This is a genomic window from Pedobacter ginsengisoli (genome assembly GCF_030244015.1).
Lineage (GTDB): Bacteria > Bacteroidota > Bacteroidia > Sphingobacteriales > Sphingobacteriaceae > Pedobacter > Pedobacter ginsengisoli.
The window spans coordinates 199,825-214,188 of sequence record NZ_JASSYX010000002.1 but is presented as its reverse complement, the minus strand read 5'-3'; the positions used below and the strand labels follow the sequence as shown (position 1 = coordinate 214,188).

The window sequence follows — 14,364 nt, the reverse complement described above, 5'->3', positions numbered from 1 at the left end:
ATCCGCTACCGGCCGATCCAAATTTTGTTAGCTCAAAAATTTTTGCATTTAATATATATATCCTTAATTTGCGGCGCGCTGAACTGCAAACCATGTTCATGTTTACCTAAATTTTATCGTTTTTTAATTTTAAAACAATAACATTAGTCATATGGACAATACCATTTTGGACCGGATCGACCTGGATATTCTTTGCCTCCTGCAAAAAGACGCCAGGCTTACCAATAAAGAACTTGCAGTAAAACTGCACAAGGGGCCCAGTACCATATTTGAGCGTGTCAATCGTTTAAAAGACAAGGGTTTTATAAAAGAAAACGTCGCGATCATTGACCTTGAAAAATTTAATTACCTGTGGATCACCTTTACACTGGTGCAGCTAAAAGACCATAGCGGCGAAGCACTTAGTGCATTTCAAAATGAGGTCATCCGGTTTTCTGAAGTCATGGAGTGCTACCACACCACCGGAACTTTTGATTATTTGCTGAAGATCGTCGTAAGTGACATGACCAGCTACAACGAAATCATCGTTGAAAAACTGGCAAACCTTAAAAACGTAGGCGGTTTGCAAAGCTGTTTTGTAGTAAAAGAAGCCAAAAGGGACCTGGCGTATCCATTAAAAAACCGGGTCTGAGCTTACCTTAGATTTATTCATTATTATTTTCCATTGTGTCTTTTTTATTTATATTTGGTCTAAATAGAATAAACCGACACCATTATTCCGGCAATAAATGATTACTCTTAAAAGCGCAAGACGCTGGTTTTTATGGCACAAATGGACCAGCCTGATCTGTACCATCTTCCTGTTAATGTTATGCATCACTGGTCTGCCGCTGGTTTTTTACCATGAAATAGAAGAGCTGACCGAAGAAAAGTCAGCGCAGGTCAATACTGCTGAAGGCAGCCCTAAACTAAGTTTGGATGCCCTTCACCAGAAGGCACTCGACCTCAATCCCGGAAAAGTAGTGCGTTATATATTTTGGGATGAAGACGAACCCGATCTCGTTACGATGGACGTTGCACCCTCCATGAAGGCAATTCCGGACAGCAGCAAGTATGTTGTCATGAACGAAAAAACAGGCACTGTACTGAACCGGCCGGATCCGAGATCAGGTTTTATGTATGTCATGCTGCAGCTGCACATCAACATGTTCGCAGGAATTCCCGGTAAATTGTTCCTGGGCCTGATGGGTATATTGTTTGTCATCGCCATCATCTCTGGTGTGATGCTATATGGGCCGATCATGAAGAAATATGATTTCGGAATGATTAGAAAAGACAAATCCAGACGCTTAAAATGGCTGGATATGCACAATATGCTGGGCATAGTAGTACTGGCCTGGACGCTTGTTGTAGGACTAACAGGAGTGATCAATACACTCTCAGATGTTGTGCTGGGACTATGGCAACAGGGGCAACTGGCAGAAATGACAGCACCCTATAAAAATGCCGCGCCTTTAAAAGGCCGGCTCAGTTCTTTAGACAATGCACTAAAAACTGCCTCAAACGCGGCGCCCGGAATGAACATTTCCATCATTGCCTACCCCGAAACCCTTTTTTCGAGCAACCACCATTACGCCATATTTATGCGCGGCAATACCCCCCTGACCTCGCGCTTGTTAAAACCGGCCCTGATTGACGCCAAAGACGGAAAACTAACCGATATGCGGTCCATGCCCTGGTTCGTGAACGCCCTTTTCATATCCGAACCCCTCCATTTTGGCGACTATGGCGGACTACCCCTTAAGATCATCTGGGCATTGTTTGACATTGCCACCATTATCGTACTGATCAGCGGTTTATACCTCTGGATCGCACGCGTCAGGTCCCTGAAAAACCAGCTCGCACGCATAGAAGAAAGAGTCCAGGAACCAGAATTTACAGTTTAACCCACGAAATCATGAACTCAAAACACCTGCTTTCCTCCACATGGGGCATCCCTATTGTACTCTTTGTGCTGAGCATTTTCGGGCTCTTATCTGCACTTACCGGCGACGCCTTATGGGATGTCCTGTCCTGGATCACGCTGGGTATTCCTTTGCTTACAATCTGCTGGTCATTCTGGAAATCCGGCAAATCCTGAGTGCTATTCATACTTCAACGCATCAACCGCATTGGCCCTTGCCACCTTTAGCGTCTGGAAGCTTACGGTCAATATTGCAATCAGTATGGATAAGACTAAGGCTGCAATGAATGGCCAGGCCGTCAGGTCGACTTTAAAATCGTACTTGCGCAGCCAGTTGGTGACGATGATAAAAGCGACAGGAATAGCAATCATATTAGACAATATCACCAGTTTTATAAAATCCCTGTTCAGCAAAACCAGGATACTCTGTATATCTGCACCCAGGACCTTTCGGATACTGATCTCTTTACTTCGCTGTTCCGCCATATACAAAGCCAGTCCCAGCAGTCCCAGGCAGGAAATAAAAATTGCGAAACCACCAAAAATATTAGAAAGCACACTCAGCAGCCGTTCACTATCTAATTTTTCTTTCATTCCTTCGGCTACAAAATTGATCTGGGCAGGATAAGCCGGGTTAAACTGCTGACCAATTCTTTTTATGGTCTCAATGGACTTGCTCAACGACAGATCAGGATTCAACCGAAGTAACAGCACACCGCTTGTTTTCACATTATAATAGAAAATCGTTGGCTGAACCGCTTTACCCAATTGCTCATTGAAATAATCCTTGATGACACCAACTATTTTCAAAGGAGGGTTATCGCCCCAACGGATTATTGTTCCAACAGGACTCTTTAGACTCATCAGCTTGACGGCAGTTTCATTCAACAAAACAGAGGTACTGGTATCCGCAGGGAATTTCCGGGAGAAGTCCCTGCCGGCAACGATTTTAGCACCAATAGTTGCCGTGTAGTCAAATCCTGTACTTCTGTAATTGATGATAGAATGATCGTCTGCTGCTTTACCCGGCCAGCTGATGTCTCCGGTAATGGTACCTCCATTCGTAAACTTGCCTGCAAACTCTGAGGCAGAAATAACCGCACCTTCCTTTATCAAATGACTCTTGAACAACTCTAATTTTGAAGGGTTCCTCAGCTCGCCTTCCAGGTCCAGTTGCACCATATTGTTCTGATCGAAACCCAGTGGCTTATCTTTAAGGTATTGAATTTGACGATAAACCACAATTGCGGAAATGATCATGCAAATTGAAAGACTAAACTGAAGAATAACCAGCACCCTGCGAATACTGAGGGAACCCGCACTGCCTTTAAAACCCTTGAGGACTTTTACTGGTATAAAAGAAGACAGATAAAATGCTGGGTAACTGCCTGCCAGCAACCCGGTAATTAAAGCAAGGCCGGTCAGTACGCCCCAGAATGAGTAAGAACGATAATCAATCAGAATCGTGATGTCCAGCAGACGATTAAAATAAGGCAGTGAAACCTCCAGTAACGCAAAGGCAATCATCATCGCAAAAATAGAAAGCACAACAGATTCCAGAATAAATTGCCCCATTAAAGATCCTCTTGCAGAACCCAGCGCCTTCCTGACGCCCACTTCTCTAGCTCTTTTTTCCGATCTGGCCGTAGACAAGTTCATGTAATTGACACAAGCGATAAACAATACACACACGGCCAGGAAAGCAAACAGTTGTACCTGATCTATCCTTCCTCCTGCTACTTCCCCATTTTTAAACTCGTTATACAGATGAGTTTTAGCAACAGGAAACAGAAAAGGCTCATACATATAAGATTTGACCCCCGGATCTTTGGCGACTATGAAATTCTTCAACTTTGCATTAATATCATTCACAGACACCTTGTCCTTCAATTCAAAAATTGTGCTGCAATCTATGCTTCCCCAGCCCGCATTGACCATATCCGGATTGATTTGTTCGAAGAACGTCCATGGTTGTAAAACCTCAAACTGTAAGCTTTGATTTTTAGGCAGATCGGCTATGACACCAGATACTTTCAACACTTTAACATTATCCCATTTAAGACTTTGCCCGACAGCATTTTTAGTTCCGAACAATTTCTCCGCAGTTGAAGCCGTCAAAACTATTGAACCGAGGTCATTGAGTGCAGTGGCGGCATTTCCATAAATAAAATGATAGGTCAGGATCTCGATAAACGACTTGTCCACATAAGCAGATATCAGTTTAAACTTATTTTCGTTATGGCTAAACAGCTTAGCACCATGATACATTGAAATTCGTGCCGCATTTTTCACACCTGGAATCTCCTGGGTTACAGCACCCGCCAATTTATAAGGCACCGCTTCAGTGGTCGCGACCTCACCATTAAATTTTAATTTCAACTTGGCTATATAAATATTATCCAGATTTTTATACTGCCTGTCATAGCTCCACTCATAGTTCACATACAGCAGCAGCATCAGGCAGCAAGCCAGTCCAATTGCCAGGCCGCCAACATTAATTAGTGTAAATCCCTTGTTTCTCCAAAGGTTCCGCAAAGCAATTTTTAAGTTTAACCTAAACATATCTGCAATTTTCCACTTCCTGAGCCAAAACCTATGCCAGCCACAATTGAATCCATATTACATTGTTTATCAAATATTTAAATTAACATCCACAAAACAAATGTACGATATTGGACAGTATTTGTGCACAATTGAACAATCCATCTTATAGTCTGGGAAGAACAAAATGACATTCAAATTTGGAATATATGTAGTTAACTACGTATACTTGTACATAAATAAATCATTATGGAAAATGAACTTATAATCAGTCCCATTTACAACAATTATTGCAAGCAAGTACAGGAACTCATCCTGCCCATACAGCAAATTGAATTCAATGTACCTGTTACGCTCGAAGGACAGCCTGACCTTCTGGATATCGAAACAAACTACCACAAAGACGGTGGTGGATTTTGGGGCGCACTGAATAAAACCAAGCCGGATGGAGAAGAACTGACAGGTACTATTGGATTAATAAATGTTGGCGAATACATTGGTGTGATCCGGAAAATGTTTGTCAAAAAAGAATACAGGGGAAAAGAATTTGGGATAGGACAGAACCTGCTTGACACCCTGATCTCCTACTGCAACACTCATGAAATAACCGATCTTTACCTTGGCACCGTAGAAATACTCAAAGCCGCCCACCGCTTTTATGAAAAAAACGGCTTCCGGGAAATCAATGTGGATGAACTCCCTGCTATTTTCCCAAGAATGATGGCAGACAACAAATTCTATCATTTAAAACTGCAATAGCAGAGCAAAAAATCTGAATCATCAAATACACAAATCCCTGAACAATCACAAATACCCGGCACCATGAATGTAATTAATGAATCAGGCATATTGGCCATTGCCACCAGGCTGCAACGACTAAGCGAACAGCTTAGAAAAGACGGCTTCCAAATCTACAAGGCCAACCATATCGATTTCGAACCTAAATGGTTTCCTGTGATTTATACCCTACATTTCAGACCTCTTCTGAGTGTCGTAGAACTTGCCGCAGAAATCGGATATACACACCCCTCCACCATTAGCCTTTTAAAAGAGCTGGAAAAAGAGAAGATCATCCGCTCCAAAAAAGACAAACAGGACGAACGCAAACGTCTCATCCAGCTTACAGAAAAAGGCAAAAACCTATTAGAGCAAATGCAGCCAGTCTGGAAAAACATGATTTCTGCCTTAGAAGAACTGACCAACACCTCCAATAACATCATGAAAGCCATCACCGAAGTGGAAGAAAACCTCAGCGAACTCAGCTTCTTTGAAAGAGTCAAAAGACAAAAAAGCCTTTAATATCTTTACAAAGATCCTGGCAGTTTTCCTGCTTTACAGAAGACCGCATTTTTTCCTATTGTTTCCCTAAGCCTCATTTCCCCCACTTTAAAAAAGGACCATTCTCTTCGGAGTCTGCATCCCTTAGGCCTGATAGCCTGTCCCGATCAAAAATCGGGAGCGCCTGAGCACTCGAGTCTCCGAAGAGAACGGTCATTTTTTACGCCATAACAGGATTCTCTACAATCGGCAGCTTCGCAAACCTCGTCACCTCAACACTCGGAAACCCGAAATCTTCCACAACCCTGCCCAAAATCAGATAACAACCCGTACCCTCAAAAGGATAAACCGGCGTATTCAAAGAAAAATGCGTAGTATCAAAAAAATCACCGTTTACATCCAGAAAAGTCCCAAACCACATCTTCTTATTATTTTTGGTCCGCACCGTCTTTTCACAAACATACAAGCCCACCATCTTTACGACCTGCCCCACATGCCCCATCAAATCACAGGCGCACACATCCCCGCGATAATCGGTTTTCAGCAAATCGAACATCGACATGCTCAACGGAAAATCCAACAATTCCAACTCGTGATAAGCATCCTCCAGCTTGGTGTTGACCAATTCCGGAAGCACATAATGCTTACGTTCCGTATGAAAAAGTTCCGCATGATTGACCCGCTTTACCTTATTACCCAATAGCGTATGCACCTCCCAAAGCAAGGCTTTCTTACTTTTACCTGTAAACCTCAATGCCCCCACCCTGATCAAAATAATCACCTGCTCCAGACCAATTCCGGTACGGTTTAAAAAATCCTCCAGGTCCTTAAATAGCCCATTGCGTCTTACCTCCTCAGGGACCAGTGTAAAAAGCTTTCCATCCAGCCCCTGAATGCCTATGAAACCCAAAAACACATCATTACCCCTGATCGAGACCACATCCACACTCCGGTTTACACAGGGCAGGTGCACTACCGCCCCGGTTTTTTTAAGTTGATGCACATACAACGGCCGGTTATAAAACCCGCCATAATTGTTCAGCACCGCCACCATGAACTCCTTCGGATAATACGTCTTCAAAAACAAACTCTGGTAACTCTCCACCGCAAAACTGGCCGAATGCGCCTTACTAAAACTATAGCCCGCAAAAGAAGAAACCTGCCGCCAGACCTCCCTGGTCACCCCCTCCGGCCTGCCCAAAGCCATAGCACCCTCATGAAACTTATCGACCAGCCCGTCAAACTCGACCCTCGAACGGTACTTGCCACTCATACCGCGCCGCAGAATATCCGCATCCGTACCATCCATCCCCGCATAATGGATACAGATCTTGATCACATCCTCCTGGTACACCATCACCCCGAAAGTCTCCTCCAGCTGCTCCCTCATCACCGGGTGCAGGTACTGCACATTTGCCGGATCGTGGTAATTCCGGATATACATCTTCATCATACCCGACTGGGCTACCCCCGGCCTAATGATGCTGCTGGCGGCCACGAGGGTCAGGTAGTTGTCACATCCCAGTTTACAGAGCAACTGGCGCATGGCCGGCGATTCAATATAAAAACAGCCAATACTATTCCCCGACTTCAGCCGCTCATTCAGCTTCGGGTCCTTCATAAAAAGCTTCGCCTGATGAATGTCGATCTTACGCTGCTGGTTCTCCTCCACCAGCCTGACCGCCTCCTTAATATGACCGATGCCCCGCTGGCTCAGGATATCATATTTGTCGTATCCCATCTCATCCGCCTCATACATATCCCATTGCACCGTAGGCATTCCCTTCGGCGGCAGGTCCAGGGCCGTATAATAGGTGATCGGCTCCTCCGAAATCAGCACACCACCCGCATGGATACTGCGCTGATTAGGCATTGAACTCATCATTTCCTGTATGGCCAGTATCTTTTTAAAAGTTGCATTGTCCTGGTTCTCCGCAACCTTTGAAGGGTCAGTAAAACTGTCAATCTCTGCCTTGGGCAAACCCATCACCTTACCGATCTCCCTGATCACCGAACGGTCTTTGAAGGTGGACATCGTACCCAGCAAGGCCGTATGCTCCCTGCCATAGCGCTTAAAAATATAATCCTGAACATCCTCCCTTTCATCCCAGGAATAATCGATGTCAAAATCAGGCGGCGAGCTGCGCTGTGCATTTAAAAACCGTTCAAAATAAAGATCCAGTTCCATGGGATCCACATCAGTGATCAGCAGGCAAAACGCTACCGTACTATTTGCCCCGGAGCCCCGGCCTACATGATAATACCCCTTAGACATCGAATACATGATGATGTCCCAGGTAATGAGAAAATAAGCACAAAAGTCCAGATCCCAGATCACCTGCAATTCCTCTTTCACTTTTTTCAAAGCCTTTTTATTTGCCTTTCCGTACCGGTATTCCACACCCGACAAGGCCAGTTTTTCCAGCAACGCCCTGTCATCCTCCCGGTTTCCGGTAAAGGTCTTGCGGTTCAGCCGGACTTTACCCTGCGCATAATCCATTACACAGCTGTCCATCAATTTTCGGGTATTGTCCAAAATAAAAGCGTATTTGGCAAACCTGGCCACCAGTTCATCAACTGGCAGAAACCTGTCCGTACTGCTGCATTTGTCCTCCTTTTCCACCATGGTCATCAGCGTATTGAGGTCTATACCCCTCAAATATTCATGCAAACGATACTCAATCCGGTCTGCGACAAAGACAGGCTGCAGCACAACCAGTTTGTCTTTCAGCACGCTGATGTCCTTTCCATGCAAAGCATGCAGTTCATCAAAACGGATCCCGAGAAATTCATTTTCGAGAAGACCAACCTGAAGACCATCCTTTTCATCAACAGCGTTAAGCGCTTCTTTACAAACAGAATTAAAGTCTTTTTTATGAACCAAATTAAGATCTCTTTTGTCAATTGAATAGAGGTCTTTAGACCGGCCAGGATCTTTGTAAGCATTGTTACCAAACGCGCCAAAAGGAAAGATCACAACTGCATTTTTAAACCCAGCGGGCCTGTCCGGCAGCTCTTTTTGGTTTAAATTGTGCCAGGTCAGAAAATCATTAAGTTCCTTCATGCCCTCTTTATTCCGGGCAATGCCAATATACAGCAGTTTTTTATCCCTTCTGAATTCAATGCCACCGATCGGTTTAACCCCCAGTTTATTGCATTCCCGCATAAACTCCATTACACCGGTAGAATTGTTGATGTCGGTAATGGCCATCTGCGTCACCCCGCAGCTCAACGCTTCCTGTACCAGTTTTTCGACTGGCATGGTGCCGTAACGCAGGCTATAATGGGAGTGGACGTTGAGGTACATAATTCAATTGAGGTATGTTTAGTTGAGGTACATATTAGCTGGCGTATACATTAGCCGCAGCAGCAAAAATTAAAGCAGCTTACAAAGCTCAAATCTCCAGATTTAAAACAGAGGCCCTGGTGATCGATTTTTCACCATATTTCTTTTTTATCCGGTCCATCGCCTGCACCAAACTATACTGTTCCGCAGATTCACTGTACATATCGATCTGCTCAAAACCGCTGACCAGGCCGGATAAACGAACACCTACCAGCCTGAGCAGCATCCGTTTCGTGTAGACCTGTTTGAACAAGTCCTTAGCTTTTTGGATCAGCGTGCTGTCCAGCGAAGTATAAGGGATAACTGCCTGTTTGGTCACATCCTCAAAATTGGAGTACCTGATGGTCACCGTGATACAGGACGCCAGCTTATTTTTATCCCTGAGCTGAAAGGCAAGGTCCATCACCATAGAGATCAGCAGGTTATTGATGGTATTGATGTCGATGGAATCCGCTTTGAATGTACACTGGGTACCAATCGATTTTTGCTCCGTATAAGGCACAACCGGAGAATAATCTATGCCCTTTGCCTTCTGAAGCAGGGACAGACCACTTTTTCCCATCAGCGCATTCATCTGGTCCGGATGGATCTGGGCCAGGGTAAAGATCTTTCTAATACCCATATCGCTGAGCCTGATGAAACTCTTTTCTCCCAGTCCGGGAATTTTCCGGATAGAAAGCGGATTTAAAAAAGGCTGGACATCAGGGGCTTCTATATCCAGTTCACCATTTGGCTTACACTCATTGGTGGCCATTTTAGAGACCGTCTTATTGACCGAGAGCCCAAAGGAAATGGGAAGGTGCAGCTCTTTTTTAATGGTATCCCGCAGTTCACGGGCAAATTTCATACTGCCGTAAAACCTGTCCATGCCCGTCATGTCGATATAGTGTTCATCGATACTTGCTTTTTCAAAAAGCGGGACTTTTTCCCTGATGATGGCCGTAATTTCATGAGAAGCTTCTGAATAAGCATCCATGTTACCCCTAATGAACACCGCATGCGGGCACAGCTGTTTAGCCATACGTGAGGGCATTGCCGAATGGACGCCAAACTTCCGGGCTTCATAGCTGCACGAAGTTACCACTCCGCGGTCGGAGGTGCCGCCAATGATAACCGGTTTGCCAATCAGGTCTTTGTTTTTTCGCACCTCCACGGCTACAAAAAACGCATCCTGATCCATATGGATGATCTGCTTTTCCTCCCTCATAAGAAAATGAATTTAGCTTAAAACAAAAGTAAACTAATAATATTAGTATTAAAAGTTATTTACTAAATTATTTAGCTTTAAGCATTAAAAGAGGATCAAAAGTAAAGATGAGCAGCAATAAAGAACTGATAAATGACGGAAAAAGACCTTATAAACTTTTATCTTAAAATAGCCTTGACAAGTGCTTGGTATAGGGTTGGTATAGCCTTGACATATCTAGAGCTATACCAACCCTAGGTCAATTATATAGTTGCGCTGTGTTTAGTACTTATTACTTACGGTCTTTATATATAGTTTATAAGAATTTTACATATAGTTTATAAGAACTCTGGCAGCAGTTTAGAGCATATAAACCGAAACAAAAAAGGCCCTTTGAATGATCAAAGGGCCTTTTTTATATTTTAATCAGGAACTAAGCCGTAGCCAGCTTTGCTATATTTCTATACGGAAATTCATTAAAGATATGTCTGCGGGCAAACCTTCCCGGAGAATCTGCATTGACCAGCTTTACATAAACTGCTTTAGGAACACCAAAATATTCATACGCACTGCCATCCAGGAAATGAACGGTCAGCACCAGACCTGCCCAGTTAAAATCTGCGATACCGCATACACCCGTGGTCTGGTCGTATTCTTCTTTAGAAAGGGCAATCGTTTCGGGAGCTATGCTTACCAAAAAATGATAAGCTTCAATGATCTCTTTGCTCTTCGTTTCTGCTTCGACCTTTGCTTCTTCGCTATCCTGAAACTTATCAGGGTGCCAGTCTTTCATTAAATTCCTGTATATGGTCTTTAATTCCTTCAATTCGGCATCCTTCTGTACACCCAATAGTTTTCTGTAATCAGTGATCTTCTTCATAAAATTTGCGCAAAGGTAGTCCAAATTTTAATCTAATCACATTATTTTCAATTAATTATATATTAAAAGACTTTGAACTGAAGGAACATAGTTAGGGCACTGCGGGTTACGGCAATGGTGGCGCTTTATAAATTCCTATTTCAGAAAGTACCGGGGCGGCCTTAGGCTCTGTAATTGTTATTTTAATCTTGCTGCTTGTAATGGCAGGAAAAGCAAGTATTCTTTTATGCCCTATCGTAGTTTGCTCGTCCAGAAGCTTATAATTCTTACCGTCCCAGTATTGTACCATAAATGATCTCACCCTTTGCCCCAATTGGATATATTCCCGTAACACGATGCGGTTGAGTTCGGTAGGTTTGCCCAAATCTATTGTGATGGTGGCATTTTTTACCTTTCCGCCTGTAGTCCAGTAAGTTTTGGGGTTTCCATCTGTCAGATTTTGCGCACTGTACCCTTTTCCTGCCTCGGTACTGGTTGTCACTTTTTTACCTTTGGCAAGGTTTGTTTTAAATGAAGCGTCCAGGTATCTCCTCAGTTCCATCAGCCGGGTAGAATCGTTCGGATGGATCAGCCCGTCCCTGTTTACCGGTACATTGAGCAGCAAATTGCTGTTACGGCCAACAGAAGTATTGTAGATCGACACCAGTTGTTCGAGGGTTTTCACTTTATCGTCTGTGCTGGCGCTGTAGAACCAGCCTGGTCTGATCGATACATCCACTTCTGCGGGAATCCAGTATTTACCGTCTTCATCTCCTGTATTCAGTACTGACGCCTTAGGCGCATCGGCGCCTACTCCAAAACCGTCAGTGTTCAGCGTTGACCAGTTCGTTTCGCCGGCTATGCCGTTTTCATTGCCCATCCAGCGGGCACCGGGGCCAATGTCGCTGAATATGATTGCTTGCGGGTTGTGCGCATAAACGATGCTGTTGAATAAAGGAAAATCATAATCCTGCTTCTTTTCTCCCTGCCCTTTTGCCCCGTCAAACCACTGTTCAAAGATAGGCCCGTATTGCGTATGCACTTCTTTTAAGGTCTTGGCAAATATGTCGTTATATTCTGGTGTACCGTATTTGGGATGGTTGCGGTCCCATGGCGAGAGATATACGCCAAATTTCAGCCCGTATTCTTTACAGGCAGCCGAAAGTTCTTTTAGTACGTCACCTTTACCGTTTTTCCAGGCGCTTTCTCTTACTGTATGCGTGCTGTATTTGCTAGGGAACAGGCAAAATCCATCATGGTGCTTGGCCGTGATGATGATGGCCTTCATGCCCGCTGCTTTGGCAGTACGTGCCCACTGGCGGGCATCCAGCTTTGTAGGATTAAATACTTTCGGGTCTTCATCGCCATGCCCCCACTCTTTATCGGTAAAGGTATTCGGGCCAAAATGGATAAACATATAGTATTCCATATCCTGCCATTCGAGCTGATGTTTTGTAGGAATCGCACCGTATGGTTTAGGTGCGGCGGCAGATTGCGCGAAGGTGTTTGTCATGCTTACTAAAGAAAACACCGCTGCCGTAATAAGATTTTGTATGCTTTTCATTCTGGTTAAGTTTTGTTTTTGCGCCTGAGCTGTCATGACCTGGTCATCACATCAGGTGATTTGAAAGATCATAACGGCTCATAATGCCTTATTAGCTGCCTAAAATTGCAATATAACAACTACTAATAGTTATATTAATTTGTCATTAGACTAAAAGATTTTGGCATTATATAGTGTCCGGCAAAAACTTCCGATCCCAATAACTGTTATAAAGGAAAATTAACTGTATGGAAGTTCATCAACATCACTTAAAATTAAGATCCGGGAGATTTTCTATCGAACGGCAGCACGATCAAAACTTAGGCCTGACCGAAAGACTGGTGTCTATGTTTTTGGCTGGGGTGCTGATCAGCAGGGGAATAACAAGGCCTTTTAAATCGAAGTTTTTATATGGTGCTTATCTGGCCTACCGTGGTTTTACCGGCCAGTGTTTCTTTTACGAACAGCTCGGCATTGACGCCAGGCATACAAAGGCCGTTAATATCAGGGGTGAGTTTGAGATAGACCGGCCTGCAAAAGAAGTTTATGATTACTGGCGAAATCTTAACAACCTGCCGGGAAGTATTGACTATTTGCTGGACGTTGATGTCGTTGATGAAAACCACTCGCACTGGAAGTCTAAAATATTGAATGATCTTTTGCCGGTAAAGTGGGATGCGGAAATCGTAAAAGATGAACCTGGACGGCTCATTGGCTGGAAAGCGTCTTCAGACACGCTCCTGAATCATGTCGGAAAAGTGATCTTTGAGGAAATCGGGGACGGCAGCAGAACGCTTTTAAAGGTAGTACTGTCTTATCAGCCGTTTGCGGGTGGTGTGGGAATCGGTCTGGCAAGGCTGGCTAATCCTTATTTTGAGGGATTACTGAAGAAGGAGATCAGGAATTTTAAGCATGTTATTGAAAATAATTAACCTTATGGCATACAGCTGGTCTTAACGGGCGTACAATCAATCTTACAAGTCAATCTTAATAGGTATACAATCAACCTTATAGGTCCTTCCTGGAAAGGCCTGCGGCTTATTTCTGCGGAGAAATGAGCTGCTTACCAGTCTGTTATAGGCTGACTAAAGAGACCGGTTAAGGCTCACCGCGACAATGAACGCCCCTCTTATGCTGCTACTGAAGCGCTGATGTTGACAATGACCGCAAACAGTATAATCAGCAAATAAAAACCGAGCCCGACTATGGTCAGGATGCCCCAGAATTTAAAAAATGATTTCATTTTACTCATGGCAACGGCCAGATTTGGCTGATCTCCAAAGAGTACTGCTTTTTTGGCTGCGCTGCTGTAATTAAAGAGCAAAAGGCTTGGATAGAAATACAAAAGTGCAAACAACAGCATGATTACTGTAAGTGCGCCGCCGCCAAGCTTGGCATATGGGTTGTTGGCTTCCCCTACTATGCTGTTCATGGTAGAGATGATTCCTCCGGCCGAAAATGCCACCAAAACCATGAAGCCGGTGAATACAAACCCAACAATGGACAGAAACTTTGACCATTTGGCTGATTCATAGATATAGCTCCGGATGTCTTCAGTAATGACAAGGGGCTCCATTTCAGGTTCCTGATGTGCGGGTGTATTTTCTTCCGGCTTGGTTTCTTCAAAATTCTGCATAATGTTGATTGTGTTAATTTTTTAAAAGGGTTTTAGCTCCTCTAAACATAAAGAATATTTTTAAAAAATTGA

General features: G+C 44.0%; 12 protein-coding genes. 6 read left to right on the top strand and 6 right to left on the bottom strand.

Going from position 1 to position 14,364, the window contains the following annotated elements; translation table 11 throughout:
- Positions 1-151: 151 nt before the first annotated feature.
- The 3 genes from QEP08_RS08095 (at position 152) to QEP08_RS08085 (ending at position 2,080) form a co-directional block, all read left to right on the top strand.
- Complete coding sequence (locus tag QEP08_RS08095) at positions 152-631, top strand: Lrp/AsnC family transcriptional regulator (RefSeq protein WP_285057186.1); 480 nt, start codon at positions 152-154, stop codon at positions 629-631.
- A gap of 97 nt (positions 632-728) precedes the next feature.
- Entirely contained in the window at positions 729-1,886 is a 1,158-nt protein-coding gene (locus QEP08_RS08090) for a PepSY-associated TM helix domain-containing protein (protein ID WP_285057184.1), read from the top strand.
- An 11-nt stretch (positions 1,887-1,897) separates the two neighbouring features.
- Positions 1,898-2,080, top strand: coding sequence for a hypothetical protein (locus tag QEP08_RS08085; RefSeq protein ID WP_285057182.1), 183 nt, complete (start codon positions 1,898-1,900; stop codon positions 2,078-2,080).
- Positions 2,081-2,083: 3 nt separating this feature from the next.
- Here QEP08_RS08085 and QEP08_RS08080 read toward each other — a convergent pair whose 3' ends face one another.
- Positions 2,084-4,465, bottom strand: coding sequence for an ABC transporter permease (locus QEP08_RS08080; protein WP_285057181.1), 2,382 nt, complete (start codon positions 4,463-4,465; stop codon positions 2,084-2,086).
- A gap of 228 nt (positions 4,466-4,693) precedes the next feature.
- Here QEP08_RS08080 and QEP08_RS08075 point away from each other — a divergent pair, with 228 nt between their 5' ends.
- Positions 4,694-5,203, top strand: a complete 510-nt coding sequence (locus QEP08_RS08075; protein ID WP_285057180.1) for a GNAT family N-acetyltransferase — start codon at positions 4,694-4,696, stop codon at positions 5,201-5,203.
- A 63-nt stretch (positions 5,204-5,266) separates the two neighbouring features.
- Complete coding sequence (locus QEP08_RS08070) at positions 5,267-5,743, top strand: MarR family winged helix-turn-helix transcriptional regulator (RefSeq protein WP_285057178.1); 477 nt, start codon at positions 5,267-5,269, stop codon at positions 5,741-5,743.
- 199 nt (positions 5,744-5,942) lie between these two features.
- On the opposite strand, the gene dnaE is transcribed toward QEP08_RS08070, so the two are convergent.
- The 4 genes from dnaE to QEP08_RS08050 form a co-directional block, all read right to left on the bottom strand.
- Entirely contained in the window at positions 5,943-9,029 is a 3,087-nt protein-coding gene (gene dnaE / locus QEP08_RS08065) for a DNA polymerase III subunit alpha (protein ID WP_285057177.1), read from the bottom strand.
- An 88-nt stretch (positions 9,030-9,117) separates the two neighbouring features.
- The gene (gene dinB / locus QEP08_RS08060) at positions 9,118-10,275 is read right to left on the bottom strand and encodes a DNA polymerase IV (protein WP_285057175.1); all 1,158 of its coding nucleotides are present in this window, start codon (positions 10,273-10,275) and stop codon (positions 9,118-9,120) included.
- A 412-nt stretch (positions 10,276-10,687) separates the two neighbouring features.
- The gene (locus tag QEP08_RS08055; protein ID WP_285057173.1) at positions 10,688-11,134 is read right to left on the bottom strand and encodes a KTSC domain-containing protein; all 447 of its coding nucleotides are present in this window, start codon (positions 11,132-11,134) and stop codon (positions 10,688-10,690) included.
- 106 nt (positions 11,135-11,240) lie between these two features.
- Positions 11,241-12,677, bottom strand: coding sequence for an alpha-L-fucosidase (locus QEP08_RS08050; protein ID WP_285057172.1), 1,437 nt, complete (start codon positions 12,675-12,677; stop codon positions 11,241-11,243).
- Positions 12,678-12,904: 227 nt separating this feature from the next.
- Between QEP08_RS08050 and QEP08_RS08045 the strand changes: the two genes are divergently transcribed.
- Positions 12,905-13,588 (top strand): SRPBCC family protein, encoded by a 684-nt coding sequence (locus QEP08_RS08045; RefSeq protein ID WP_285057170.1) that lies wholly within the window; start codon positions 12,905-12,907, stop codon positions 13,586-13,588.
- A gap of 197 nt (positions 13,589-13,785) precedes the next feature.
- Here the strand turns inward: QEP08_RS08045 and QEP08_RS08040 are convergent, their stop codons facing one another.
- Positions 13,786-14,292, bottom strand: coding sequence for a DUF5362 family protein (locus tag QEP08_RS08040; protein WP_285057168.1), 507 nt, complete (start codon positions 14,290-14,292; stop codon positions 13,786-13,788).
- Between the last annotated feature and the right edge of the window lie 72 nt (positions 14,293-14,364).